This window comes from Klebsiella sp. 2680 (genome assembly GCF_900198535.1).
Classification (GTDB): Bacteria; Pseudomonadota; Gammaproteobacteria; order Enterobacterales; family Enterobacteriaceae; genus Klebsiella; species Klebsiella indica.
The window spans coordinates 354632-378593 of sequence record NZ_FZNJ01000003.1 but is presented as its reverse complement, the minus strand read 5'-3'; the positions used below and the strand labels follow the sequence as shown (position 1 = coordinate 378593).

The 23962-nt window shown below is 55.1% G+C and carries 24 protein-coding genes; 16 read left to right on the top strand and 8 right to left on the bottom strand.

Translation table 11 applies throughout. The features are described from left to right. Nucleotides 1-16: 16 nt before the first annotated feature. On the top strand, nucleotides 17-730 hold the full coding sequence (locus FN037_RS15020) for an aspartate/glutamate racemase (protein WP_142502576.1): 714 nt from the start codon (nucleotides 17-19) through the stop codon (nucleotides 728-730). On the opposite strand, the gene FN037_RS15015 is transcribed toward FN037_RS15020, so the two are convergent. Beyond that, a complete protein-coding gene (locus FN037_RS15015; RefSeq protein ID WP_138360169.1) occupies nucleotides 696-1622 on the bottom strand; it encodes a LysR family transcriptional regulator in 927 nt (308 codons plus the stop codon). The two genes, FN037_RS15020 and FN037_RS15015, sit on opposite strands and share 35 nt — an antisense overlap. A gap of 134 nt (nucleotides 1623-1756) precedes the next feature. Between FN037_RS15015 and lysA the strand changes: the two genes are divergently transcribed. Beyond that, a complete protein-coding gene (gene lysA / locus FN037_RS15010; RefSeq protein WP_142502575.1) occupies nucleotides 1757-3019 on the top strand; it encodes a diaminopimelate decarboxylase in 1263 nt (420 codons plus the stop codon). Between the two features lie 81 nt (nucleotides 3020-3100). On the opposite strand, the gene FN037_RS15005 is transcribed toward lysA, so the two are convergent. Continuing rightward, a complete protein-coding gene (locus tag FN037_RS15005) occupies nucleotides 3101-4102 on the bottom strand; it encodes a LacI family DNA-binding transcriptional regulator (RefSeq protein ID WP_171034836.1) in 1002 nt (333 codons plus the stop codon). A 304-nt stretch (nucleotides 4103-4406) separates the two neighbouring features. On the opposite strand from FN037_RS15005, the gene FN037_RS15000 reads away from it, so the two are divergent. From FN037_RS15000 to FN037_RS14985, 4 genes are all read left to right on the top strand, one after another. Next, nucleotides 4407-5744 (top strand): PTS sugar transporter subunit IIC, encoded by a 1338-nt coding sequence (locus tag FN037_RS15000; RefSeq protein ID WP_138360166.1) that lies wholly within the window; start codon nucleotides 4407-4409, stop codon nucleotides 5742-5744. A 7-nt stretch (nucleotides 5745-5751) separates the two neighbouring features. Continuing rightward, entirely contained in the window at nucleotides 5752-7179 is a 1428-nt protein-coding gene (locus tag FN037_RS14995; RefSeq protein WP_142502574.1) for a glycoside hydrolase family 1 protein, read from the top strand. Between the two features lie 67 nt (nucleotides 7180-7246). Beyond that, nucleotides 7247-8020 carry a GntR family transcriptional regulator gene (locus FN037_RS14990; RefSeq protein ID WP_138360164.1) on the top strand — a complete coding sequence of 258 codons (774 nt, stop codon included), beginning with the start codon at nucleotides 7247-7249 and terminating at the stop codon, nucleotides 8018-8020. Further along, entirely contained in the window at nucleotides 8017-8496 is a 480-nt protein-coding gene (locus tag FN037_RS14985) for a GNAT family N-acetyltransferase (RefSeq protein WP_138360163.1), read from the top strand. The genes FN037_RS14990 and FN037_RS14985 overlap by 4 nt, the downstream gene beginning before the upstream one ends. Here FN037_RS14985 and galR read toward each other — a convergent pair. After that, the gene (galR, locus tag FN037_RS14980; RefSeq protein ID WP_138360162.1) at nucleotides 8457-9473 is read right to left on the bottom strand and encodes an HTH-type transcriptional regulator GalR; all 1017 of its coding nucleotides are present in this window, start codon (nucleotides 9471-9473) and stop codon (nucleotides 8457-8459) included. The genes FN037_RS14985 and galR overlap by 40 nt on opposite strands. Nucleotides 9474-9896: 423 nt before the next feature. Between galR and aas the strand changes: the two genes are divergently transcribed. Together aas and lplT are read left to right on the top strand one after the other, a co-directional pair. Further along, the gene (aas, locus tag FN037_RS14975) at nucleotides 9897-12056 is read left to right on the top strand and encodes a bifunctional acyl-ACP--phospholipid O-acyltransferase/long-chain-fatty-acid--ACP ligase (RefSeq protein ID WP_142502573.1); all 2160 of its coding nucleotides are present in this window, start codon (nucleotides 9897-9899) and stop codon (nucleotides 12054-12056) included. Next, a complete protein-coding gene (lplT, locus tag FN037_RS14970; protein ID WP_142502572.1) occupies nucleotides 12049-13242 on the top strand; it encodes a lysophospholipid transporter LplT in 1194 nt (397 codons plus the stop codon). The genes aas and lplT overlap by 8 nt, the downstream gene beginning before the upstream one ends. Nucleotides 13243-13283: 41 nt before the next feature. Here the strand turns inward: lplT and FN037_RS14965 are convergent, their stop codons facing one another. From FN037_RS14965 to FN037_RS24620, 5 genes are all read right to left on the bottom strand, one after another. Next, on the bottom strand, nucleotides 13284-14324 hold the full coding sequence (locus FN037_RS14965) for an NADP(H)-dependent aldo-keto reductase (RefSeq protein ID WP_138360159.1): 1041 nt from the start codon (nucleotides 14322-14324) through the stop codon (nucleotides 13284-13286). 234 nt (nucleotides 14325-14558) lie between these two features. Continuing rightward, nucleotides 14559-14777, bottom strand: a complete 219-nt coding sequence (locus tag FN037_RS14960) for a YgdI/YgdR family lipoprotein (RefSeq protein WP_004105255.1) — start codon at nucleotides 14775-14777, stop codon at nucleotides 14559-14561. Nucleotides 14778-14891: 114 nt separating this feature from the next. Further along, nucleotides 14892-15605: a TerC family protein gene (locus tag FN037_RS14955; RefSeq protein ID WP_138360214.1), complete on the bottom strand. Its 714-nt coding sequence runs from the start codon at nucleotides 15603-15605 to the stop codon at nucleotides 14892-14894. Between the two features lie 168 nt (nucleotides 15606-15773). Next, a complete protein-coding gene (gene mutH, locus FN037_RS14950; RefSeq protein ID WP_138360158.1) occupies nucleotides 15774-16469 on the bottom strand; it encodes a DNA mismatch repair endonuclease MutH in 696 nt (231 codons plus the stop codon). A 109-nt stretch (nucleotides 16470-16578) separates the two neighbouring features. After that, nucleotides 16579-16710, bottom strand: a complete 132-nt coding sequence (locus FN037_RS24620; protein WP_241675616.1) for a hypothetical protein — start codon at nucleotides 16708-16710, stop codon at nucleotides 16579-16581. 441 nt (nucleotides 16711-17151) lie between these two features. Between FN037_RS24620 and rppH the strand changes: the two genes are divergently transcribed. From rppH to FN037_RS14905, 8 genes are all read left to right on the top strand, one after another. Continuing rightward, a complete protein-coding gene (rppH, locus tag FN037_RS14940) occupies nucleotides 17152-17682 on the top strand; it encodes an RNA pyrophosphohydrolase (protein ID WP_138360156.1) in 531 nt (176 codons plus the stop codon). 12 nt (nucleotides 17683-17694) lie between these two features. Next, nucleotides 17695-19941, top strand: coding sequence for a phosphoenolpyruvate--protein phosphotransferase (ptsP, locus tag FN037_RS14935; protein ID WP_138360155.1), 2247 nt, complete (start codon nucleotides 17695-17697; stop codon nucleotides 19939-19941). Nucleotides 19942-20160: 219 nt separating this feature from the next. After that, entirely contained in the window at nucleotides 20161-21036 is an 876-nt protein-coding gene (gene lgt, locus FN037_RS14930) for a prolipoprotein diacylglyceryl transferase (RefSeq protein WP_138360154.1), read from the top strand. Between the two features lie 6 nt (nucleotides 21037-21042). After that, a complete protein-coding gene (gene thyA / locus FN037_RS14925; RefSeq protein ID WP_138360153.1) occupies nucleotides 21043-21837 on the top strand; it encodes a thymidylate synthase in 795 nt (264 codons plus the stop codon). A 381-nt stretch (nucleotides 21838-22218) separates the two neighbouring features. Then, on the top strand, nucleotides 22219-22686 hold the full coding sequence (locus FN037_RS14920; protein WP_142502571.1) for a prepilin peptidase-dependent protein: 468 nt from the start codon (nucleotides 22219-22221) through the stop codon (nucleotides 22684-22686). Further along, nucleotides 22677-23240: a prepilin peptidase-dependent protein gene (locus FN037_RS14915; RefSeq protein WP_142502570.1), complete on the top strand. Its 564-nt coding sequence runs from the start codon at nucleotides 22677-22679 to the stop codon at nucleotides 23238-23240. The genes FN037_RS14920 and FN037_RS14915 overlap by 10 nt, the downstream gene beginning before the upstream one ends. Further along, nucleotides 23237-23644 (top strand): DUF2509 family protein, encoded by a 408-nt coding sequence (locus FN037_RS14910; RefSeq protein WP_138360150.1) that lies wholly within the window; start codon nucleotides 23237-23239, stop codon nucleotides 23642-23644. The genes FN037_RS14915 and FN037_RS14910 overlap by 4 nt, the downstream gene beginning before the upstream one ends. Beyond that, complete coding sequence (locus FN037_RS14905) at nucleotides 23629-23952, top strand: prepilin-type N-terminal cleavage/methylation domain-containing protein (protein ID WP_138360149.1); 324 nt, start codon at nucleotides 23629-23631, stop codon at nucleotides 23950-23952. Before FN037_RS14910 ends, FN037_RS14905 begins: the two co-directional genes overlap by 16 nt. Nucleotides 23953-23962: the final 10 nt, after the last annotated feature.

Here is a 23962-nt window from a genome sequence, read left to right as displayed (position 1 = left end):
CTGGAAGGAGTGAATAATGAAAACGATCGGCCTGTTGGGCGGAATGAGTTGGGAATCCACGATTCCTTACTACCGCCTTATTAACGAAGGCATTAAAAGCCGTTTGGGCGGGCTACATTCAGCCAGTCTGTTACTGCATAGCGTGGATTTCCATGACATTGAAGCCTGTCAGTCTTCCGGGGACTGGCAGCGGGCGGGGGAGATCCTCGCCCAGGCGGCTTTCGGCCTGCAGCAGGCGGGAGCCGAAGGGATCCTCTTGTGTACCAACACCATGCACAAGGTCGCGCAGGCGATTGAAACACGCTGCGAGGTTCCGTTTCTGCATATTGCCGACGCCACCGGACGGGCGATAACAGCCAAAGGCCAACGCCGGGTAGCTCTGCTGGGGACGCGTTATACCATGGAGCAGGATTTTTATCGCGGCCGGTTGCAGCAGAAGTTCGCTATCGACACGCTGATCCCGCAGGCCGACGATCGCCAGCGTATCAACCAGATCATTTTCGATGAACTGTGCCTGGGGACCTTTAGCGCGGATTCGCGCGACTACTATCTTCAGGTGATTGAGGATCTGGCGGAACAGGGCGCGGAAGGGGTGATTTTCGGTTGCACCGAAATCGGCCTGCTGGTGCCTGCGGAAAGCAGTCCGCTGCCGGTGTTTGATACCACTGCGATTCATGCGGCGGACGCGGTCAACTTTATGCTTTCGTCAGCACCGCTTCAAGCGGGGTAAGAATACGCGGCAGGCTTTTTTGCAGATGTAACGCGAAAGCATCGACCAGCGCGGAGCCGGGCCGATGCAGTGGGCGAATCAGGCTGACGGTAAAGGGCACTTCAACGCTAAAGCGGCGTACCACTACGCCGTTTCCGGCGTAATCCAGAGCGGTGAGCGGGTTAACCACCGAAATGCCAATCCCAGCGCGCACCAGGGCACAAATTGAGGCGGCGCTATGGGTCTCAACCACCATCCGCCGTTTGACCTGATGTTCGAGAAACAGGGCATCAAGCAACTGGCGATAGCTGTCGGTACGCGACAGGCTAATGTAGTTTTGGTCATGAAAATCCGCGGGCGTTAGCATCTGTTTCACGGCCAGCGGATGGCCTTGCGGCAATACGCACACCTCATTCAGCGTCAGCAGCGGCGTACGCTCGGTTCCGGCAGGGGTATGCAGGGTTTCGGTCAGGCCGAGATCGTGGCGCTGAGCCGACAGCCACTCTTCAAGCAGCGGCGATTCCTGGGGGACGATTTGCAGGTGAACGTCCGGGTAGCGCGTCAAAAACGGCTCCAGCAGCAGCGGTAAAAAAGATTGCGAAAATACCGGCAAGCAGGCAACCGACAGCTCGCCCTGGCGGAATTCGCGCAGGCTTTCCGCGGCGCTAACGATTCTGTCCAGTCCGTACCAGGCGCGCTGAACTTCCTCAAACAGGCGTAATCCTTGAACCGTGGGTTGCAGACGACCGCGCGCGCGGGCAAATAGCTTTAATCCCAGCACTTTTTCAAAACGCGCCAGCTCGCGGCTGACGGTTGGCTGCGAGGTATGCAACATCTGCGCGGCTTCGGTCAGATTGCCGGTGGTCATCACCGCATGGAAGATTTCGATATGGCGCAGGTTTACGGCGGGCATCAGCGATCCTTGGATTATGCATTCCATATCATTTTTGCATAGACTGGCAATAAAACGATATTTTTTATTCCTTACGCGCTGTGGCGTAATCGTAAAAAAACAGAGATAACGCACACACAGCACCGGAGTTACTTATGCCACACTCGCTTTATGCCACCGATACCGATCTGACCGCAGAAAATCTGCTGCGCTTGCCCGCTGAGTTCGGCTGCCCGGTCTGGGTCTACGATGCGCAGATTATCCGTCGTCAGATTGCTCAACTCCGGAAGTTCGACGTGGTGCGTTTTGCGCAGAAAGCCTGCTCCAATATTCACATTTTACGCCTGATGCGTGAGCAGGGGGTGAAGGTGGATTCGGTGTCGCTGGGCGAGATCGAGCGCGCGTTAGCGGCCGGCTACGATCCGCAACAGCATCCGGACGACATTGTGTTTACCGCTGATCTGATCGATGACGCGACGCTGGCGCGGGTAAAAGCGCTGCAAATCCCGGTCAACGCCGGTTCTGTTGATATGCTGAGGCAGCTAGGGGAAGTTTCGCCGGGTCACCGGGTCTGGCTGCGCGTTAATCCGGGGTTCGGCCACGGCCACAGTCAAAAAACCAATACCGGCGGCGAGAACAGCAAACACGGTATCTGGCACACGCATTTACCGGCGGCGCTGGAGGTGATGCAACGCTATCAGCTTCAGCTGGTGGGCATTCATATGCACATTGGTTCCGGGGTGGATTATGGCCATCTGGAGCAGGTGTGCGGGGCGATGGTGCGCCAGGTTATCGAGTTCGGGCAGGATCTGCAGGCGATCTCCGCCGGCGGTGGGCTGTCGATCCCTTATCACGAAGGGGAAGAGGCGATCGATACCGATCATTACTTCGGGCTGTGGAACGCGGCGCGCGAGCAAATAGCCAAATATCTGGGTCACCCGGTGAAGCTGGAGCTGGAACCGGGTCGCTTCCTGGTGGCGGAAGCCGGGGTGCTGGTTTCTCAGGTACGCAGCGTGAAAGGGATGGGCAGCCGTCACTTCGTGCTGATTGATGCCGGTTTTAATGATTTGATGCGCCCGGCGATGTACGGCAGCTACCACCATATCACCGCCCTGGCGGGGGATGGTCGGGATTTGAGCGCCGCCGCGAAGATTGAAACCGTGGTTGCCGGGCCGCTGTGCGAATCGGGCGATGTCTTTACCCAGCAGGAAGGGGGAAAAGTGGAAACCCGCCTGCTGCCAGCGGTGGTGCCGGGCGATTATCTGGTGCTGCATGACACCGGTGCTTACGGCGCATCGATGTCTTCAAACTACAACAGTCGTCCATTGCTGCCGGAAGTGCTGTTCGACAACGGTAAAGCGCGGCTGATTCGCCGTCGCCAGACAATTGACGAACTGTTAGCGCTGGAACAGTTGTGAGTGGATGCCCGATGGCGCTTCGCTTATCGGGCCGATGCCAGGCATGCCGTTGCTTCTTCGCCGGATACGCCATCCGGCGGATTACGTGGAATAGGGGCCGGCGACCACCGACTCGCGCAGTACCAGGGTGCCGGTAAACGGCGGGATGGTTTCAATCGGCTGAGCGTTGGCCAGCTTGATCGCCTGATCGATAGCGGTGGTAATCATGTTATCGATCGGCAGGTAGACCGTGGATAGCCCCGGTTCCAGCCATTTGGCGCTCGGCGCGTCATCAAAACCAAACAATGAAATATCCTGCGGGATCCGCAGCCCGGCCTGACGCAACGCTTTTGAAACACCCAGCGCCATATCGTCATTACAGGAAAACAGCGCGCTAAACGATGTTTTTTCTTCCAGCAGTTCACGGCACAGTTCATAGCCACGTGGGATGGTGGCATCGCCATACTTCACTTTCGCCGGATCCCATTTGATACCGTGCTTTTTCAGCGCCTGACGATAGCCCTCCAGGCGAGCCTTTCCCGTTGGCGTATGTATTGGCACGGTAATACAGGCGATATCGCGATGGCCCTGAGTTATCAGATACTCTACCGCCTGAAACGCCGCATCCTGCTGTTCAAAAAAAACGCAGCGATCCCGCGCCTGGCTAACGTCGCGGTTAATGACCACCAGTGGTGTGCCGATGGACTCAATCAGCGACATAATTTTCTTTTCGCTCATATGGCGCGTGTATAGCACGATGGCGTCACATTGACGGTCGGCAAGCATCTGTACGGCCTCTTCTTCACGCGCCGGCGCATTGTGCCCGTCGGTGACAATCAGCTGTTTACCCCAGGCTTCCGTTTGTCGGGAAGCCTGCTGCAATAAACGCCCAAAATAGAAACCGTCGAAAATGGAGACCACCAGGCCGATGCTGTTGCTCGTGCGGTTCGCCAGCGAGCGGGCGAGAAAGTTGGGCCGATAGCCCAGCTCTTCCATTGCCTTAAAAACCCGCTGGCGGGTGCTCTCTTTCACCTGACCAGTGCCGTTCAACACGCGGGAAACCGTCGCTTTAGAGACGCCTGCGTGAATTGAGACATCCAGCATTGTAGCCATTCATCCGATTCCTGATATCACGTGGTAATGCGCAGTTTATCACAGACATTCAGGGGGATATGGCTTCGTGGCAAAGCAAAAAAACTATCGCGATCACGCTTTTGCAGGATTAACGGGCTGAAAAATAAAACAATGAATTCGGCATGCCAATTTGGGTTTTTTTGGAATGCCAGTTCTGAGGTTGCGAACTTAGTCACAGAACTTTTTCCCATCGGTGATTATTTTTGGTATGCCAATAGGTGCCTGGCTGTACACCTTGTGCGCAAAAAAGTCCCTTAACCCTGAGGTATCCTCTATGGCATTGCAGGACAAATTGATCGACTCTCTGGGGAGTTTCGCTACGAAATTCAACAGCTACCGCTACATTATGGCGATAAAGGCGGCCTTTATTACCTTGATGCCGGTGATCATCGTGGGCGCCTTTTCGGTGCTGATCTCCAATATGGTGCTGGATCCGAAAAACGGGCTGGCCAGCTTTCAGGCGCTCTCTTTTCTGGCTGCGCTAAAACCGATTACCAGCGCAATTAACTATGCGACGCTTAACTTTCTTAATATCGGCGCCGTATTTCTGATCGGCATCGAGCTTGGGCGGATTAACGGTATTAAGAGCCTGTTTCCCGGCCTGCTGGCGGTCATCTGTTTTATCTGTGTGACGCCAACCACCGTCGAAATGCTGGTCGACGGACAAATGCATGAAGTGAAAGATGTGCTGTTGCGCCAGTTCTCAGATACGCGCAGCCTGTTCCTCGGCATGTTTATTGCCATTCTTTCCGTGGAGATCTACTGCTGGCTGGAGAGATGCAAAGGCCTCAAGATCAAAATGCCGGACACCGTTCCCCCCAACGTATCGGCATCGTTTTCCGCGCTGATCCCGGCAATTATTACCACCACGGCGATTGCTACCTTTGGTTTTATTTTTCATCAAATTACCGGCATGTATCTCTATGATGCGGTCTACCAGGTGGTACAGCAGCCGCTGGAGCGAGTGGTGCAAAGCCTGCCGGGGATCCTGCTGCTGATGTTTGTCGCCCAGTTGTTCTGGGTTATCGGCATTCACGGTAATCAGATGATCAAACCGATCCGCGAACCGCTGCTGCTGGGGGCGATTACCGTCAATATGAGCGCCTTTGAGCAGGGCAAAGAGGTGCCGAATATCATCACCATGCCGTTCTGGGATGTTTATATGAGCATTGGCGGTTCGGGGTTGACGATTGGCCTGCTGATTGCGGTGATGATCGCCACCAAACGCAAAGAAATGAAGGAGATCGCCAAACTGTCGATCGGACCCGGGCTGTTCAATATTAACGAACCAGTGATTTTCGGTATGCCGATCATGCTTAATCCGATCCTTGCGATCCCTTTTATTATTACCCCACTGGTGACCGGCAGTATCGGTTACTTCGCCACCGTCACCGGTTTTGCCGGTAAAGCGGTGGTCATGGTGCCGTGGACCACGCCACCGCTGATTAACGCCTGGCTCTCCACAGCCGGATCGATGGGGGCGGTAGTGACACAGCTTGTCTGTATTGTCGCCGCGGTGCTTATCTATCTGCCGTTCGTCAAAATAGCCTCCCGTCGTGCGGAAAACGCGCAGCGTCAGGCGGAAAACGCTGAAGTCAGTCAGAATGTATGAGGACACCATGAGCAGAGTACGGATCGCGATTCCCCGCGACTTTATCCTCGGCGCCGCCGCGTCGGCGTGGCAAACCGAAGGCTGGAGCGGCAAGAAAGAGGGGCAGGATTCCTGGCCGGATCTCTGGTACAAGAACGATCGTCACGTCTGGCATAACGGTTATGGCCCGGCGGTCGCGACCGATTTTATCAACCGCTTCCGCGAAGACGTGCAGTTGATGAAGCTGGCGGGACTGACCCACTATCGTACGTCGATCAACTGGTCGCGTTTTCTTACCGACTATGAAAACGTCACGGTTGATGAAGAGTATGCGGCGTACTACGACCAGCTGTTTGACGCGCTACGGGCTAACGGCATTGAGCCGATGATCTGCCTTGAGCACTATGAACTGCCCGGCTATCTGCTGGAGCACTACGGCGGCTGGGCGTCGAAAAAAGTGGTTGATCTGTTCGTACAATATGCGGAGAAAGTTTTTGCCCGCTATCACCATAAGGTGACGCGCTGGTTTACTTTCAATGAACCGATTGTGGTACAGACCCGGGTCTACCTCGACGCGCTGCGCTGGCCTTACGAACAGAATACCGGGACCTGGATGCAGTGGAATCATCATAAGGTGCTGGCGACGGCTAAAGTGGTCAGGCTGTTTCGCGAAAAAGGCTATCGCGGCACGGTCGGCTGTATTCTTAACCCGGAAGTCACTTATCCACGTTCAAAAGCGCCTCATGATCTTCGCGCCGCGGAAATCTACGATCTGTTTTATAACCGGGTTTTCCTCGATCCGCTGGTCCACGGCGAATATCCGTCAGAACTGTACGACCTGCTCGAACAGCACAACGTTGGCTGGGATTACAGTGCGCAAGAGCTGGCGATTATTCGTGAAAACACCGTGGATGAGCTGGGAATTAATCTCTACTACCCACACCGGGTGAAAGCCCCGTCGCGCGCCTGGCACCCGCAGACGCCATTCCATCCGGCTTACTATTATGAGCCCTTTGAACTCCCGGGAAGACGGATGAATAGTTCGCGTGGCTGGGAAATTTATCCGCAAATCGTTTTTGATATGGCGATGCGGATTAAACAGGATTACCGCAATATCCCGTGGTTCGTGGCCGAAAACGGCATGGGGGTGGAAAACGAAGGGCAGTTTCGCAATAGCGAAGGCACCATCGCCGACGATTACCGGATTCGCTTTATCAGCGAACATCTGTGGCAAACGCTGCGTGCGCGGGAAGCCGGCGCCAACTGCCACGGCTATATGCTGTGGGCGTTTACCGACAATGTTTCGCCGATGAACGCCTTTAAAAATCGTTACGGGCTGATTGAAATCGATCTGCAAAATCACCGCGCGCGAAGGCCGAAGGCTTCCGCCAGCTGGTTCCGTCAGCTTGGCGAACGTCGGGAATTGACGCTGGATATTGACGACGAGTGGCGTTAGGCATGGTTAAATTTTGCTAAGATAGCGGCGATATTGACTCGCAGGTTCATAACGCACAGGTGATATTGTGGAGAAGGCTATTATTCCGCCGGAAAAGAAACCCTATCAGGAGATTGGTGATGATTTACGCGCACAGATTGCGCAGGGGCGCTATCCCATCGGATCGCGTCTGCCGCCGGAACGCAATATCGCCGAAATTTACGGTGTGAGCCGGACGATCGTCCGTGAAGCGCTGTTGATGCTGGAGTTACAGGGAACGGTGGATATTCGCCAGGGCTCCGGGGTGTACGTTATGCGCATCCCGCATGAGGGCGATAGCGAGGAAGAACAGATGCTGAGCAGCGACGTCGGGCCTTTCGAAATCCTGCAGGCCCGCCAGTTGCTGGAGAGCAATATCGCCGCTTTTGCCGCCAAAATGGCCACCCGCGCCGATATCGATAACCTGAAACGTATTATTGAGCAGGAGCAGCGGGCTATTGCCGCCAACGATACCAGTCAGGACAACGCCCGGCTTTTTCACCTGGTGCTGGCCGGGGCGACGCAAAACCAGATGCTGCTGGCGACGGTCGAGCGCATCTGGCTGCAAATGGACAGCAGCCCGTTATGGCAGCAGTTCAATGTACATATCGCCAGCCGGGCGTATCGCCTGAAGTGGCTTGGCGACCGGCAAACGCTCCTCGCCGCCCTGCGCCGTCGCGATGTGATGGGCGCCTGGCAGGCCATGTGGCAGCACCTTGAAAACGTAAAAAATAGTCTGCTGGAGCTTTCTGATGAAGACGCACCGGACTTTGACGGCTATCTCTTTGAGTCAGTGCCTGTTTTTCAGGGAAAGCTGATGTGATTATTCAGCCTTTATCCGCCGCGCCGCAGTATGCTGGGCAGGTTACGGAGTGGCTATGGCGGGCTTTTGGCGGCGATATGTTGCCGCAGGCGTTTTTCGCCAGCATCATCGGGCATAGCCAGACGCCGGGGGCGTTGCCGGTTACGTTTATTGCCGTTGAAAATGAAAAACTGCTGGGAACCGTCGGGCTCTGGCGCTGCGACTTAATCAGTCGTCAGGATCTGTATCCGTGGATGGCGGCACTCTATGTCGCCCCGGAAGCACGGGGAAAAGGGCTGGCGGGAACGCTACAGCAGCATGTCATCCGGTATGCACGAACGCAGGGCTATTCCGCGCTGTTTCTCTATTCCGCCTGCCGTGATTTTTATGAGCGTTTTGGCTGGCAGTATATCGGCGAAGGTCTGGATTACCCGGCCACGACGGTCAGTTTATATCGCTATGATTTATCGCGTTCCGCAGGCGAAACCACCGAGTGACGGCGTACCAGCGTCGGGCTAAAAAGATGGGTTATCTCCGGGGGCGGGCGATGTTCCGCCAGCGCTAACGCCAGCTCGGCGGCCTGAGTCGCCATGGTGACGATCGGGTAGCGCACGGTGGTCAGACGCGGGCGCACATAGCGTGAAATCAGTATGTCATCAAAACCGATCAGCGAAATCTCCTGTGGTATATCAATACCGTTATCGTTTAACACGCCCATCGCACCGGCGGCCATTGAGTCGTTATAGCAGGCCACGGCGGTAAAATGCCTCCCTCGCCCCAGCAGTTCGGTCATCGCCTGTTCACCGCCGCTCTCATCAGGCTCGGCAAAGGTCACCAGGCGGTCATTGCACGCCAGGCCGCTCTCTTTTAATGCCGCGTAATAGCCCTGAAGACGGTCTTCGGCATCGGAAATCGGGTGATCGGAACAGATATAGCCAATGCGGGTATGCCCTTGCTGAATCAGGTGACGCGTTGCCAGCCAGGCGCCGTAACGGTCATCCAGCGCGACGCAGCGCTGCTCTAAGCCAGGTATAATACGGTTGATCAGCACCATACCGGGGATCTGCTTCATTAACGCGGTCAGCTCGTCATCGGGGATCATTTTGGCGTGAACCACCAGGGCTGCGCAGCGGTGGCGAATCAACTGTTCAATCGCCTGACGCTCTTTATGGATGCTGTGATAGCCGTTACCGATCAGCAAAAAATTGCCGGTATTGTAGGCCACCTGCTCGACGGCTTTGACCATTGAACCAAAGAAAGGGTCGGAAACATCGCCCACCACCAGGCCAACGGTTTGCGTTGACTGCTGCGCCAGCGCGCGGGCGTTGGCGTTAGGATGATAATTTAACGCTTCCATCGCCGCCCCCACCGACTGGCGTGAGGCTTCGCTGGCTTTCGGTGAATTGTTAATCACGCGGGAGACGGTAGCGACGGAAACTCCTGCGAGACGGGCTACATCCTTAATTGTCGCCATACCATGCCTTTTTTAGGGTAAGCGTTTACATACCGTTTATGTTACGGGAAAGCGCCGCAGATTCAAGAACCGCGGCGCCTGGGGTCATGTAATTGTGACACAGATTAGCCTTGCTGATGAAAGAGTTACTCACAGGCAACCTGCGAATGATTCCGGGAGGGGGGAATTCACACCTTTGCTTACACTTTGCGATTAGCTGTTGCGAATGTTCGCTGGTTTACCCATTCATATCATTGATATTCTGGCTTTCCCAGAGGTATTGATTGGTGAGTTTCTTAAGTACGCTATTCGTACTGATTATCTTGCACCGACCTGCGCAGATGCGCAGGTTTTTTTTGTCCTGAATTCCTCTTCGCGCACTGCATTTCCCACCTCTTCTCGTGTAACCTGCTTTGACTGATTAACCGGTCAGACGGAGTTGTTATGCTTTTAGGATTTTTTAGACTGTTATTCAAGGGATTGTACCGGGTAAAACTCACCGGCGACACCCAGGCGCTGTACCAGCCAAAGGTACTGATTACGCCCAATCACGTCTCATTTATTGACGGCATACTGCTGGCGCTTTTCCTGCCGGTGCGCCCTGTTTTTGCAGTGTACTCTTCAATTAGCCAGCGCTGGTTTATGCGTGCTCTGACACCCCTTATCGATTTTGTGCCGCTGGACCCGACCAAACCCATGTCCATTAAGCATCTGGTCCGCCTGATTGAACAAGGGCGTCCGGTGGTTATTTTCCCGGAAGGGCGGATTTCGGTGACCGGCTCGCTGATGAAAATTTATGACGGCGCGGCTTTCGTTGCAGCAAAGTCGCAGGCGACCATTGTGCCGCTGCGTATCGAGGGCGCTGAGCTTACCCCCTTTAGCCGCCTCAAAGGGCTGGTCAGGCGCCGCCTTTTTCCCCGTATTCAACTGCATCTGCTGCCGCCGACGCATCTGGCGATGCCTGAGGCGCCGCGCGCCCGCGACCGGCGTAAAATTGCCGGAGAAATGTTGCATCAGATAATGATGGAAGCGCGGATGGCGGTGCGCCCGCGCGAAACGCTGTATGAATCGCTGCTGGCGGCGCAGTACCGCTTCGGTGCGCGTAAAAACTGCGTGGAAGATATTAATTTTCAGCCGGATACCTACCGTAAGCTGTTGACCAAAACCCTGTTTGTGGCGCGTATTCTGGAAAGGTATAGCGCTCAGGGCGAGAAAATCGGCCTGATGCTGCCGAATGCCGGGATTAGCGCAGCGGTAATTTTCGGCGCGATTGCCCGTGGGCGTATTCCGGCGATGATGAACTATACCGCCGGAGTGAAAGGCCTGAGCAGCGCGGTTACCGCCGCCGAAACTAAGACGATTTTCACCTCGCGAACCTTCCTTGATAAAGGCAAACTCTGGCACCTGCCGGAACAGTTGACTCAGGTGCGCTGGGTATTCCTCGAAGATTTAAAAGCGGATATCACCGCCGCGGATAAGCTGTGGATTTTTGGTCATCTGTTGATACCGAAGCTGGCGCAGGTTAAGCAGCAGCCGGAAGATGCGGCGATGATCCTGTTTACTTCCGGTTCAGAAGGCAATCCGAAAGGCGTGGTACATAGTCATAAAAGCCTGCTGGCTAACGTCGAGCAGATTAAAACCGTCGCTGACTTTACCGCGAACGATCGCTTTATGTCCTCGCTGCCGCTGTTTCACTCCTTTGGCCTGACGGTCGGCCTGCTGACCCCACTGTTTACCGGTGCGGAGGTGTTCCTCTATCCGAGTCCGCTGCATTATCGCATGGTGCCGGAACTGGTGTATGACCGTAATTGTACCGTGCTGTTCGGCACCTCGACCTTCCTCGCCAACTATGCCCGCTTTGCTAATCCATATGACTTTTATCGCCTGCGGTATGTTGTTGCAGGCGCGGAGAAACTGCAGGAGAGCACAAAGCAGATCTGGCAGGACAAGTTTGGCCTGCGTATTCTCGAAGGCTATGGCGTTACCGAATGTGCGCCAGTGGTGTCGATCAATGTGCCGATGGCGACGAAGGTGGGAACCGTTGGTCGCATTCTGCCGGGTATGGATGCGCGTTTACTGGCGATGCCGGGTATTGAAGAAGGCGGCCGTCTGCAGCTAAAAGGGCCGAATATTATGAAAGGCTATCTGCGCGTGGAAAATCCGGGTGTGCTGGAGGCGCCAACGGCGGAGAATCAACACGGCGAAGTGGAAACCGGCTGGTATGACACCGGCGATATTGTCACCTTTGACGAGCAGGGCTATGTGCGAATTCAGGGACGCGCAAAGCGCTTTGCTAAAATTGCCGGTGAGATGGTATCGCTGGAGATGGTCGAGCAGGTGGCGCTGGCGGTTTCGCCGGACAAAATGCACGCCATGGCGATTAAACAGGATGCCAGTAAAGGCGAGGCGCTGGTGCTGTTTACCAGCGATAATGAACTAAATCGCGAGAAACTGCTGCGCTATGCCCGTGAACATGGCGTGCCGGAGCTGGCGGTACCGCGCGACATTCGCTGGCTGAAACAGCTCCCGGTGCTGGGCAGCGGTAAGCCGGATTTCGTCGCCCTTAACGATATGGTTGAAGAGATGGAACATTCGGATGAGTGAGTCAGTACACACTAACACTTCTCTGTATTCGAAAGGAATGATGGCGGTTATCTGCGCCCAGTTTCTCTCGGCATTCGGCGATAACGCGCTACTCTTCGCGACCCTGGCGCTGATGAAGCAACTGTTCTACCCGGCGTGGAGCCAGCCGGTATTGCAGATGTTGTTTGTGGGTGCTTACATTCTCTTCGCGCCGTTTGTCGGGCAGTTTGCCGATAGCTTCGCCAAAGGGCGAGTAATGATGGTGGCTAACGGTCTGAAGCTTATCGGCGCGGGCTGTATTTGCTTTGGCGTTAATCCGTTTGTTGGCTACACGCTGGTGGGCATTGGCGCTGCCGCCTATTCTCCGGCTAAATACGGCATCCTCGGCGAGCTGACCACCGGGGATAAGTTAGTCAAAGCTAACGGCCTGATGGAGTCCTCCACCATTGCGGCTATTTTGCTTGGTTCGATGGCTGGCGGTATTCTGGCGGACTGGCATGTCCTGGCGGCGCTTGTCGTCTGCGCGATGGTGTACGGCGGGGCGGTGATGGCCAACCTGTGGATCCCCAAACTGCCCGCCGCGCGTCCCGGACAGTCGTGGCGTTTCAGGCCGATGACCCACCGTTTCTTTAGCGCCTGTGCAGTGCTGTGGCGTGACGGCGATACCCGGTTTTCGTTAGTCGGCACAAGCTTGTTCTGGGGAGCGGGAGTGACCCTGCGCTTCTTACTGGTGCTGTGGGTGCCAGTAGCCCTGGGTATTACCAGTAATGCCATGCCGACCTACCTTAACGCAATGGTGGCGGTGGGGATAGTACTGGGGGCTGGCGCGGCGGCGAAGCTGGTGACGCTGGAAACGGTGTCCCGTTGTATTCCCGCGGGGATTTTGATTGGCGTCGCGGTCGTCTTTTTCGCCATCCAGCAGGCGTTGCTGCCGGCATTTGGCCTGCTGCTGCTGCTCGGGGCGTTCGGCGGTTTCTTTATTGTGCCGCTGAATGCGCTGCTTCAGGAACGCGGCAAACACACGGTTGGCGCGGGCAATGCAATCGCGGTGCAGAATCTCGGCGAGAACGTCGCGATGTTGCTGATGCTGGGCCTGTACTCGCTGGCGGTGAGCATAGGTATTCCGGTTGTCGGCGTCGGGATGGGCTTCGGCGTGGTATTTGCGCTGGCTATCATCGCGCTGTGGATTTGGGGGCGTCGTAAATAGTCTCCCGGGTGCAGCGGACCGCCCCGGGAAGGTGACTTTTCCTACGGTGCCGGGTAGGTATAAATTCGATGCACCGCTTCAATCTCCGCCAGCACCTCTTCGCTTAGTGTCAGATGGAGGCTTTCGACGTTAGTCTGAAGCTGCGCCATGGTCGTCGCCCCAAGCAGGGTGCTGGCGACAAACGGCTGGCGACGCACGAAAGCCAGCGCCATTTGTGCCGGGTCAAGATTATGGCGTTTTGCGATATCGACATAGGCCGCCACCGCTTTCTGAGTCTGCTCGCCGCTATAGCGGGTAAAGCGGCTGAACAGGGTATTGCGCGCGCCGGCGGGTTTCGCGCCGTTGAGGTATTTCCCGGTCAGCGTACCGAATGCCAGACAGGAATAAGCTAACAGCTCCACGCCTTCATACTGGCTCACTTCCGACAGCGCCACTTCATAGCTGCGGTTCACCAGGCTGTAAGGATTCTGAATCGTCACAATACGCGGCAAATCATGCTTGTCCGCCAGATGGAGATAGCGCATCACGCCAAAAGCCGTTTCGTTGGAGACGCCAATATAGCGAATCTTCCCGGCGCGCTGGAATTCAGCCAGCGCTTCCAGGGTATCCAGCAGGGTGACGACCGGGGCGGAATCGGTCCAGGTGTAGCCCAGTTTACCAAAACAGTTGGTTGGCCGCTGCGGCCAGTGGACCTGATAGAGGTCAAGATAATCAGTCTGCAACCGCTTCAGGCTGTCGTGCAGCGCCTCGCGGATATTTTTACGATCCAGCGCATGGTTAGGGCGAATACTGCTGTCGTTATTGCGGGCAGGGCCGCTCACTTTGGAGGCGATAACCAGTTTTTCGCGATTACCGCGTTTTGCCAGCCAGTTACCGACATAGGTTTCCGTCAGGCCCTGGGTTTCCGGGCGCGGCGGGACAGGATACATTTCGGCGACATCGATCAGGTTGATGCCCTGACTGACAGCGTAATCGAGCTGGTCGTGCGCGTCTGCCTCGCTATTCTGCTCACCAAACGTCATTGTGCCCAGTCCCAGCGTGCTGATTTCAAGAGAACTGTGTGGGATACGGTGATACTGCATAGCCGGTTTCCTTTTTTGTTACAAGGTCAGGCGTTCCCCGACAAAGGAATATAAAAATGGCAGAGGGGAAGAAAAAGGGGAAGTAAAAAGATCAAAAAAAGCCGGGTTTACGGAATCTGGCCTGATTTATCCGGAGATGGATCAGGATATCCCGACTCTTTTCGCAAATGAAAAGGGGACGAAAACACCGCTTAACTCTGTGATAAACGGCTCGTCGCAGGTTGGCGTGAAAGCTTACCGTTTAATAATCTGCGAGACATCATCGCGATTGATCTGCATTTTGTTCCCTTGCTGATCTTCGTAGCTGATAAGACCGGTGTCGTCGTCAATCGCAGGTTTACCGTCTGTCAGAATCATACGTCCGTCTTTGGTTGCCATGACATAATCGCTGCTGCAGCCGGAAACGGAGAATGCCAGTCCTACGGCGGAAATCAATACTGCCCATTTTTTCATCGTTATTACCTCTATTTTGGCCGTACCTTCTATCAGATTAATAGTCTGATTTCTGGAATATAAGAATCAGTAAAGTCTTAAAAGGGATGACAGCCCTTTTCAGGGCTGTGCGGGTTACAGCGGATTTTTTTTATTTCGTAGCAGATTGAGGCTCTCAACCGCAATCGAAAAGAACATAGCGAAATAAATGTAGCCTTTCGGCACGTGCACATCAAAACTTTCCAGTATCAGCGTGAAGCCGACGAGAATCAAAAATGACAGCGCCAGCATTTTCACCGAAGGGTGGCGGTCAACAAAATCGCCTATCGAACGGGCGGCCACCATCATCACCAGTACGGCAATAACGACCGCCGCCATCATGATGAACAGATGATCCGACAGCCCGACGGCGGTAATCACCGAATCAAGGCTGAAAATGATATCCAGCAGCATAATCTGCACAATGGCGCCAATAAATGAATGAACGTTGGTTTTTAACCCCTCTTCTTCTCCTTCAATGGATTCGTGAATCTCTTTACTCGCTTTCCAGATCAGGAATAACCCGCCGAGTAGCAGGATCAGATCGCGAAATGAGATCGCCTGGCCCAGCACGGTAAACAGCGGGTTGGTGAGCTTAACGACCCATGCGATTGACGCCAGTAACGCCAGACGCATGATCATTGCCCCCATAAGCCCGATGCGGCGGGCATGAGCCCGTTGCGCAGTGGGAAGCTTGGCCACGACCAGAGAGAGGAAAATAATATTATCGATCCCAAGCACTATCTCCAGTAGCGTCAGCGTACCAAGCGCCAGCCAGGCGTTAGGATCGGTTACCCATGCAAATAACATCATTCAAAGTCCTGCAAAATAGAAAGAAGTGATTATATGCAACCCGCATGGCAGAACAAAAAATTAATCATGGACAGTAATCGCCGTGCGCGACTGCTCCGGCGCCTTCCTGCGCTGCTCGCCCCTGGAGCCAGCGCACGCGTTGTTAAACACCGCCCGCGGTGTGAATTATCCAGAGGAAAGAAGGAAGTGGCGGGCCAGCAGGGCGGCGGTGAAGTTTTTCTTCAGGTAGAAACCGCGCGGTAACGTGAGGATCGGCTCTCCGTGGGCGCCAACCGCTTCGGTCAGGGCTTTGCTATTTGCCGCTTTTGGGCGCAATTGCAGCACTTCGCCGTGACGCGCAGTGATGCGTTCAACTTGCCCAAGCACGATCAGATCCATCAGCTCTTCCCAGTCCATGCGTAGCTGACGCGCTTCTTCTTCGCTGGGGCTCCACAGCAGAGGCGCGCCCACCCGGCGGCTGGCGAGCGGAATCGTTCGCTCGCCCTCTACCGGGATCCACAGTACGCGCTTGAGTTTATGACGCACATGGCTGCTCTCCCAGGTGACGCCGCTATTACCGGTGAGCGGCGCGACGCAGACGAAGGTCGTTTCCAGTGGACGCCCCTGAGAATCGACAGGGATGGTTTTCAATTCAACGCCGAGAGCGGCGAAATCCTGCTCGGGCTTGCTGCCTGCGCTGGCGCCAAGCCAAATTTCCAGCAGGATACCGATCCAGCCTTTATCACGTTTTAAATCGCGCGGAACGGGAATACCGGCAAGGGCGGCCAGCTCACCCAGTGAATAACCTGCCAGCTGCCGCGCCTGAGCCAGAAGCTGTTCCTGGCTTTGCGGTGGCGATAAGAGCGGCGCGATATTCGGCATAACATGAAACCTCTGGATAAAAAATAAGCGGTAATTTCGTCCGTTGTGGATAGAGTTTACCTTTTCCTGACTAACTATGACAATTTGATGATTCATATGGCTTTTTTAATTATTTTTTGCCGTTATGAAAAATCTGGAGGCAGGTTTTCCAGAACTGGTCACCGACAATGAACAGGATCTTACACCATGTTATCCACAGAAAAATGGGATAACTGGGGAAAAGCGCCACTACTGTTTCCATTTACAGCCTTGACGTGGGAGAAAAATCGAGTTTTTAGCCAAAATATGTCCAGAGTACTTGCGCAAGCTGTGGATAAAACCGACATTGTTCGATCTTTCATCAGTTCCGGGATCGTATATGTGATGATCGTCACGTTACACTGTGAATGATGAAATTTAAACAAGGTAACTTAATGAAAACAAATATATTATTATGTGGGTTGATTACGCCGCTGTTCGGATTACTCTGGGTTTTCCCTGGTTAATTCCGTACTTCTTCACAACTCTATCCACAGAAAAAGTGAATAAAATCGCGCGTGGACGGCTTTCACTGTTTATAACTCGGGGGATTGCTGTGAGTTATTCAAATGTTATTCGATCTCATCTCGTTCACAGAGTGGTTTACCGTTTCCAGCGAGTGTGAAACAATCATTCGCATTGAAGCTTATTTTGAGGTAGTCCGGTGATTGATGACGATGGCTACCGCCCAAATGTCGGTATTGTAATCTGTAATCGCCAGGGTCAGGTTATGTGGGCCAGGCGCTATGGTCAGCACTCGTGGCAGTTCCCGCAAGGGGGCATTAATCCAGGAGAATCAGCAGAGCAGGCGATGTATCGGGAATTGTTCGAAGAAGTTGGGTTAAACCGCAAAGATGTGCGGATTCTGGCTTCAACCCGTAACTGGTTGCGTTACAAATTGCCTAAACGTTTGGTGCGTTGGGACACAAAGCCGGTATGTATCGGCCAGAAACAGAAGTGGTTTCTCCTGCAATTGATTGGCAGTGATGCGGATGTCAATATGCAAACCAGCAGTACACCTGAATTTGATGGCTGGCGATGGGTAAGCTACTGGTATCCGGTGCGTCAGGTGGTGTCGTTTAAGCGCGATGTCTACCGCCGGGTGATGAAAGAGTTCGCCAGCGCCACAATGGCGCTGGCAGAAAGTTCGCCTAAGCCGCAAAGCGCGCCTGCATATCGACGTAAAAGAGGTTAAGCCACACACATTATGCTCACTCGGTTGCGAGAAATAGTCGAGAAGGTCGCGAGTACGCCACGTTTAAACGAGGCGCTGGATATCCTGGTAACCGATATCTGCGCCGCAATGGAAACGGAGGTCTGCTCGGTTTATCTGGCTGACAACGACCGGCGCTGTTATTACCTGATGGCGACTCGCGGGTTGAAAAAGCCCCGCGGGCGCATTGTCGCGCTCGCTTTTGACGAAGGCCTGGTCGGCCTCGTCGGCCGTCTGGCAGAACCCATTAACCTCGCCGACGCGCAAAAGCATCCCAGCTTTAAATATATTCCTGCGGTAAAAGAGGGGCGTTTCCGTGCCTTCCTTGGCGTGCCGATTATCCAGCGGCGCCAACTGCTGGGGGTGCTGGTGGTGCAGCAGCGCGAGTTGCGCCAGTTTGACGAAAGTGAAGAGTCTTTTCTTGTTACGCTGGCCACGCAAATCGCCGGTATTCTTTCTCAGTCCCAGTTAAACGCGCTGTTTGGTCAATATCGTCAGACCCGCATTCGCGCCCTGCCTGCTTCGTCCGGCGTCGCCATTGCTGAAGGCTGGATGGACGTTAGCCTGCCGCTGATGGAGCAGGTTTATGAAGCCTCGACGCTTGATACCGCTGCCGAGCGCGAGCGTCTGACCATCGCGCTGGAAGAGGCGGCGAACGAGTTTCGTCGTTACAGCAAACGCTATTCTGCCGGCGCGCAGAAAGAGACGGCGGCCATCTTTGACCTCTATTCACACCTGCTTTCCGACGCGCGCCTGCGTCGTGAACTGTTCGCTGAAGTGGATAAAGGCGCGGTGGCCGAATGGGCGGTGAAGAAGATCATCGAGCAGTTTGCCGAACAGTTTGCCGCGCTCAGTGATGGCTATCTGAAAGAGCGTGCGGGTGATTTACGCACGTTAGGCCAGCGACTGCTGTTTCACCTTGATGACAGCATTCAGGGAACGGATAGCTGGCCGGAGCGCATCATACTGGTGGCGGACGAACTGTCGGCCACGACTCTGGCGGAAGTTCCTCAGGACCGTTTAGCAGGCGTGGTGGTACGTGACGGCGCGGCGAACTCGCATGCTGCGATTATGGTTCGTGCGCTGGGCATTCCGACGGTGATGGGGGCGGATATTCAGCCTTCGCTGCTGCACGGTCATACCCTGATCGTCGACGGTTACCGTGGCGAGCTGCTGGTCGATCCGGAGCCGGTGTTGCTGCAGGAGTACCAGCGCCTGATTAGCGAAGAGAATGAACTTAGCCGCCTGGCTGAGGACGATCTCAAGCGGGCGTCTGAACTGAAAAGCGGCGAGCGAGTAAAAGTGATGCTCAATGCGGGGCTGAGCCCTGAGCATGAGGAGAAGCTCGGCAATTTCGTCGATGGTATCGGTCTGTACCGCACCGAGATTCCCTTTATGCTGCAAAGCGGCTTCCCCTCTGAAGAGGAGCAGGTTGCCCAGTATCAGGGAATGCTACAGATGTTCAACGAGAAATCGGTGACTCTGCGCACGCTGGATGTCGGCGCGGATAAACAACTGCCGTATATGCCAATCAGCGAAGAGAACCCGTGTCTTGGCTGGCGCGGTATTCGCATCACGCTCGATCAGCCGGAGATTTTTCTGGTGCAGATACGCGCCATGCTGCGCGCCAATGCGGCGACCGGTAACCTCAGTATTTTGCTGCCGATGGTGACCAGCCTGGATGAAGTGGATGAGGCTCGTCGTCTTATCGATCGCGCCAGCCGTGAAGTGGAAGACATGATCGGCTATGCTATTCCACGTCCGCGTCTTGGCGTGATGCTGGAAGTGCCGTCGATGGTCTTTATGCTTCCACAACTGGCTAATCGCATTGATTTTATCTCTGTTGGCACTAATGACCTGACCCAGTATATTCTGGCGGTGGATCGCAATAATACCCGGGTGGCCAGTATGTATGACAGCCTGCACCCAGGAGTTCTCAGGGCGCTGGCGATGATCGCCCGCGATGCCGAGCGTTTCGACATCGATCTGCGACTGTGTGGTGAAATGGCGGGTGATCCGATGTGCGTGACGATCCTCATCGGTATGGGCTATCGCCATTTGTCAATGAATGGTCGCTCGGTGGCAAGAGTGAAATATCTGCTGCGCCGTATCGATATTGATGAGGCCCAGGAACTTTCCCGCCGCAGTCTGGAAGCGCAGATGGCGACTGAAGTCCGTCACCAGGTTGCGGCTTTTATGGAGCGGCGCGGTCTCGGCGGCCTGATTCGCGGAGGCCGATAGCTGTCATTATCGGACGGCGCGTGAACAAGGCGCAACGCGCCGCCTCCGGAACTCCTCTGCTGCTCATTCGCATTCGTATACATATCTTTTACACGTCCGGCTCGGATCGTCTTTCGCGCATATGTTATCATTCGCAGCCTTTGGAGCGCCGTTTTCTGGCAGGCGCGGAGGATCCCCGCTGTCCACTTTCGGCGGAATAACAAGTCTTTATGGTGACAGATGAATAGTGGCTACCTGCATTTTCCGGACTTTGATCCGGTAATATTTTCCATTGGACCGGTCTCCCTGCACTGGTACGGCCTGATGTATCTGGTCGGGTTTATTTTTGCCATGTGGCTGGCCACCCGTCGGGCCAATCGTCCGGGTAGCGGCTGGACGAAAAATGAAGTTGAAAACCTGCTGTACGCCGGGTTCCTGGGGGTCTTCCTCGGCGGGCGTATCGGTTACGTCTTTTTCTATAACCTGCCGCTCTTCCTGGAGGATCCGCTCTACCTGTTCCGCGTCTGGGATGGCGGCATGTCCTTCCACGGCGGCCTGATCGGTGTGATTCTGGTGATGATCATCTTCGCCAGACGCACGAAGCGAACCTTCTTCCAGGTCTCTGATTTTATTGCGCCGCTGATTCCGTTTGGCCTTGGCGCCGGGCGGCTGGGCAACTTTATCAACGGCGAACTGTGGGGGCGTGTCGATCCGAACTTCCACTATGCGATGATTTTCCCCGGCTCCCGCGCGGAAGATCTGGCTCTGCTGCCGTCACATCCCGAGTGGCAATCGTTGTTCGATACCTACGGCGCGCTGCCCCGCCATCCTTCACAGTTGTATGAGCTGGCGCTGGAAGGCGTGGTGCTGTTCCTGATCCTGAACCTGTTTATTCGCAAACCGCGCCCGACCGGCTCGGTTTCTGGTCTTTTCCTGATTGGCTACGGCCTGTTCCGCATTATTGTGGAATTTTTCCGTCAGCCCGACGCGCAGTTCACCGGCGCCTGGGTGCAGTACATCAGTATGGGACAGATTCTTTCGATTCCTATGGTGCTTGCGGGTATCATTATGATGGTCTGGGCGTACCGTTGTCGTCCGCAGCAACAAAACTCTTGAGGAACCATGAAACAGTATCTTGATTTGATGCAGAAAGTGCTCGACGAGGGCACGCAAAAAAATGACCGCACCGGTACCGGCACCGTCTCTATCTTCGGCCACCAGATGCGTTTTAACCTGCAGGAAGGATTCCCGTTGGTGACGACCAAACGCTGTCATTTACGCTCCATCATCCATGAACTGTTGTGGTTCCTGCAGGGAGATACCAACGTTGCGTATCTGCATGAAAACAACGTTACCATCTGGGATGAATGGGCCGATGAAAACGGCGATCTGGGGCCGGTCTATGGCAAGCAGTGGCGCTCCTGGCCTGCGCCGGATGGTCGTCATATCGACCAGATCAGCACGGTGATGGAACAGTTGAAAAATGACCCGGATTCACGGCGTATTATCGTCTCGGCATGGAACGTTGGCGAACTGAACAAAATGGCGCTGGCGCCGTGCCATGCGTTTTTCCAGTTTTACGTGGCGGATGGCAAGCTCTCCTGCCAGCTGTATCAGCGCTCCTGCGATGTGTTCCTTGGCCTGCCGTTCAATATCGCCAGCTACGCCCTGCTGGTGCATATGGTGGCGCAGCAGTGCGACCTGGCAGTGGGCGATTTTGTCTGGACCGGGGGCGACACGCATCTGTACAGCAACCATATGGAGCAGACGCATCTGCAGCTGAGCCGCGAACCCCGCGCATTGCCGAAACTGGTCATCAAACGCAAACCGGCGTCGATTTTCGACTACCGGTTTGAAGACTTTGAAATTGAAGGCTATGACCCGTATCCGGGAATTAAAGCGCCGGTGGCGATTTAATTCCCGGAGTGAATGTTTTTGCTTAGTGGCCTGTTCTGTTCACGATAAATAACGTGGACAGGGGGCATATCCCCTGTGTGTGAACGCCCTGGGGAGATTTCGCCTGGCCCAGGCAAGTTTGTCCAGCCTCGAACGACCTCACTGGCCGCCGTCCTGGCGGCCAGTCCTGCATGTGTGCCAGCGTACTCTCGCCCGTTTTCCTGATGTGCTCACCTCCCTGCGGCAAGACCGTGGAAAATCTGCTGCTATCGGGCGCCTTTTTGTTCGTTGGTTTCCTCCGTCTTTGCAAGCCATTGCAACGTCTTTAATACTCTCCGAGGCGCGACGCAAACGCGTATTTTTCCGTTCGAAAAAGGTATTGCTGATACCCATACTCAGCTCATGAACAGAGAACATGGCTATACCCTGACGGAAACCCTGGTCGCACTGATACTGGTCGTTATTCTTTGCGCCAGTGGGCTATATGGCTGGCACAGCTGGCAACGGCAGCAGCGCCTGTGGCAAACAGCCTGTCAGGTTCGCGACTTTCTGCTGCTGCTGCGTGATGATGCCAACTGGCATAATCGTAATCGGTTGTTAAACGTTGGTCGGAGCGGGGAGGGCTGGTGCCTGAGCGCTACTGGTTCCACGGCCGACTGTCGTGAAAAGGATGTTTTCACGCTATACCCGCTGTGGCCGGAAGTTTCGCTCCGCGTCATGACGCCTGGGCTGGGTTTTTACGGCCTGCGGAATACCGCCTGGGCCGGACATATCCGGCTGGAAAGCGCGGCTGGTGGCTGGAACATTATTGTCTCTAACTGGGGGCGAATCCGTCTCTGCCGTGGTGAGGAGACGGTATCATGTCTGTAATACGCCGTGGTTTTTCGCTACCAGAAACACTGATCGTGATGGCTATCAGCTCGGTGCTATTGTCAGGCGGCGCGCGCTTTCTCCCGGCCTTACAGTCGGCAACGCTTCTCCTGACCCGGCAACAGTCGTTGGAAAATGAACTCTGGCAGCGTATTTACACCGTGGCGAAGCATTTGCAACGCGCCGGTTATTGCAACGGCCGCTGTCGCGGAGAGGCGCTGCATATTGCCGCAAGTGGTGATTGTCTGCTTGTCCGCTGGGATGGCAACAGCGATGGCGTCTGGAATACGGCTCCACTGTCAGAATCAGATATGACCGGGTTCCGGTTACGTGATGGTGCGCTGGAAACCCAGCGTGGGGCGGACAGCTGTAATGGTAAAGGCTGGGAGAAAATGACTAATCCGGCGGCGATTAAAATCACCACGTTTCACATTTCCCGCTACGACAGAGCGGGATTCCCCCCGGAATTATCGATAACGCTGGCGGCACAATCCATTTTTGGTCGGCAAATCCACGCCCGTGCGGAATACAGCGTAACAGGATATAACCTGTGAATCGTCAGCGTGGTTTCTCTTCCTTGTTGATGGTGCTTCTGCTGTTCGCGCTCGGCAGTTTGTTGCTTCAGGGGCTGAACCAACAGCAGCGTTCTCTGCTGGCGCAAGCAGCCAACGAAATGCAGGCCCTGCGCGATACTGCCAGCGTGCAATCTGCGCTACAGTGGGGAAAAGGCCTTTCCTGGCCGCGACAGGAAGCGGTGAGCTGTCAGCAGGATGTCACGCTCGGCTGGCGTGCCTGCCTGCGAATCTTCAGCGATGCATCGGTATTGCTGATTGGCGGCAGCGGTACCATGCTGCTGTGGCAAACCGGCACGGTGGAACAAAACCGTGTCCGATTTTCTCCCCACGGCTGGAGCGATTTTTGCCCGTTAAAGGAGGCGAGCTTATGCCAGATGCCCTGAAGAAGCAGGACGGTTTTAGCCTGCCAGAAACGCTACTGGCTTTAATGCTGATGGTCATGACCGTCACCGCCCTGGCAGGTTATCAGCGTGCGCTGGCCAATGGCTTTATGCAGATCAATCAGTACCGTCAACTGTGGCGCGATGCGTGGCGATTCAGTCAGCTTAATCCGCCAGCAGTGCCGGATAATCGCCAGATATCCCGCATGCAGACATCGGCGCAAAGATGTGTCAGCATCACGGTAACGATCACCATGCCCGCCGTCAGGCGGGCCCAGATGACCAGGCTGCATTGCCCGGTCAGTCAGTAGGCAGGAGCGA

Coding starts and splice junctions, on each gene's coding strand:
- FN037_RS15020 (WP_142502576.1), top strand. CDS start 17: ATGAAAACGATCGGCCTGTTGGGCGGAATGAGTTGGGAATCCACGATT.
- FN037_RS15015 (WP_138360169.1), bottom strand. CDS start 1,622: ATGCCCGCCGTAAACCTGCGCCATATCGAAATCTTCCATGCGGTGATG.
- lysA (WP_142502575.1), top strand. CDS start 1,757: ATGCCACACTCGCTTTATGCCACCGATACCGATCTGACCGCAGAAAAT.
- FN037_RS15005 (WP_171034836.1), bottom strand. CDS start 4,102: ATGCTGGATGTCTCAATTCACGCAGGCGTCTCTAAAGCGACGGTTTCC.
- FN037_RS15000 (WP_138360166.1), top strand. CDS start 4,407: ATGGCATTGCAGGACAAATTGATCGACTCTCTGGGGAGTTTCGCTACG.
- FN037_RS14995 (WP_142502574.1), top strand. CDS start 5,752: ATGAGCAGAGTACGGATCGCGATTCCCCGCGACTTTATCCTCGGCGCC.
- galR (WP_138360162.1), bottom strand. CDS start 9,473: ATGGCGACAATTAAGGATGTAGCCCGTCTCGCAGGAGTTTCCGTCGCT.
- aas (WP_142502573.1), top strand. CDS start 9,897: ATGCTTTTAGGATTTTTTAGACTGTTATTCAAGGGATTGTACCGGGTA.
- lplT (WP_142502572.1), top strand. CDS start 12,049: ATGAGTGAGTCAGTACACACTAACACTTCTCTGTATTCGAAAGGAATG.
- FN037_RS14965 (WP_138360159.1), bottom strand. CDS start 14,324: ATGCAGTATCACCGTATCCCACACAGTTCTCTTGAAATCAGCACGCTG.
- FN037_RS14960 (WP_004105255.1), bottom strand. CDS start 14,777: ATGAAAAAATGGGCAGTATTGATTTCCGCCGTAGGACTGGCATTCTCC.
- FN037_RS14955 (WP_138360214.1), bottom strand. CDS start 15,605: ATGTTATTTGCATGGGTAACCGATCCTAACGCCTGGCTGGCGCTTGGT.
- mutH (WP_138360158.1), bottom strand. CDS start 16,469: ATGCCGAATATCGCGCCGCTCTTATCGCCACCGCAAAGCCAGGAACAG.
- FN037_RS24620 (WP_241675616.1), bottom strand. CDS start 16,710: ATGGAAACAGTAGTGGCGCTTTTCCCCAGTTATCCCATTTTTCTGTGG.
- ptsP (WP_138360155.1), top strand. CDS start 17,695: ATGCTCACTCGGTTGCGAGAAATAGTCGAGAAGGTCGCGAGTACGCCA.
- lgt (WP_138360154.1), top strand. CDS start 20,161: ATGAATAGTGGCTACCTGCATTTTCCGGACTTTGATCCGGTAATATTT.
- thyA (WP_138360153.1), top strand. CDS start 21,043: ATGAAACAGTATCTTGATTTGATGCAGAAAGTGCTCGACGAGGGCACG.
- FN037_RS14920 (WP_142502571.1), top strand. CDS start 22,219: ATGAACAGAGAACATGGCTATACCCTGACGGAAACCCTGGTCGCACTG.
- FN037_RS14915 (WP_142502570.1), top strand. CDS start 22,677: ATGTCTGTAATACGCCGTGGTTTTTCGCTACCAGAAACACTGATCGTG.
- FN037_RS14905 (WP_138360149.1), top strand. CDS start 23,629: ATGCCAGATGCCCTGAAGAAGCAGGACGGTTTTAGCCTGCCAGAAACG.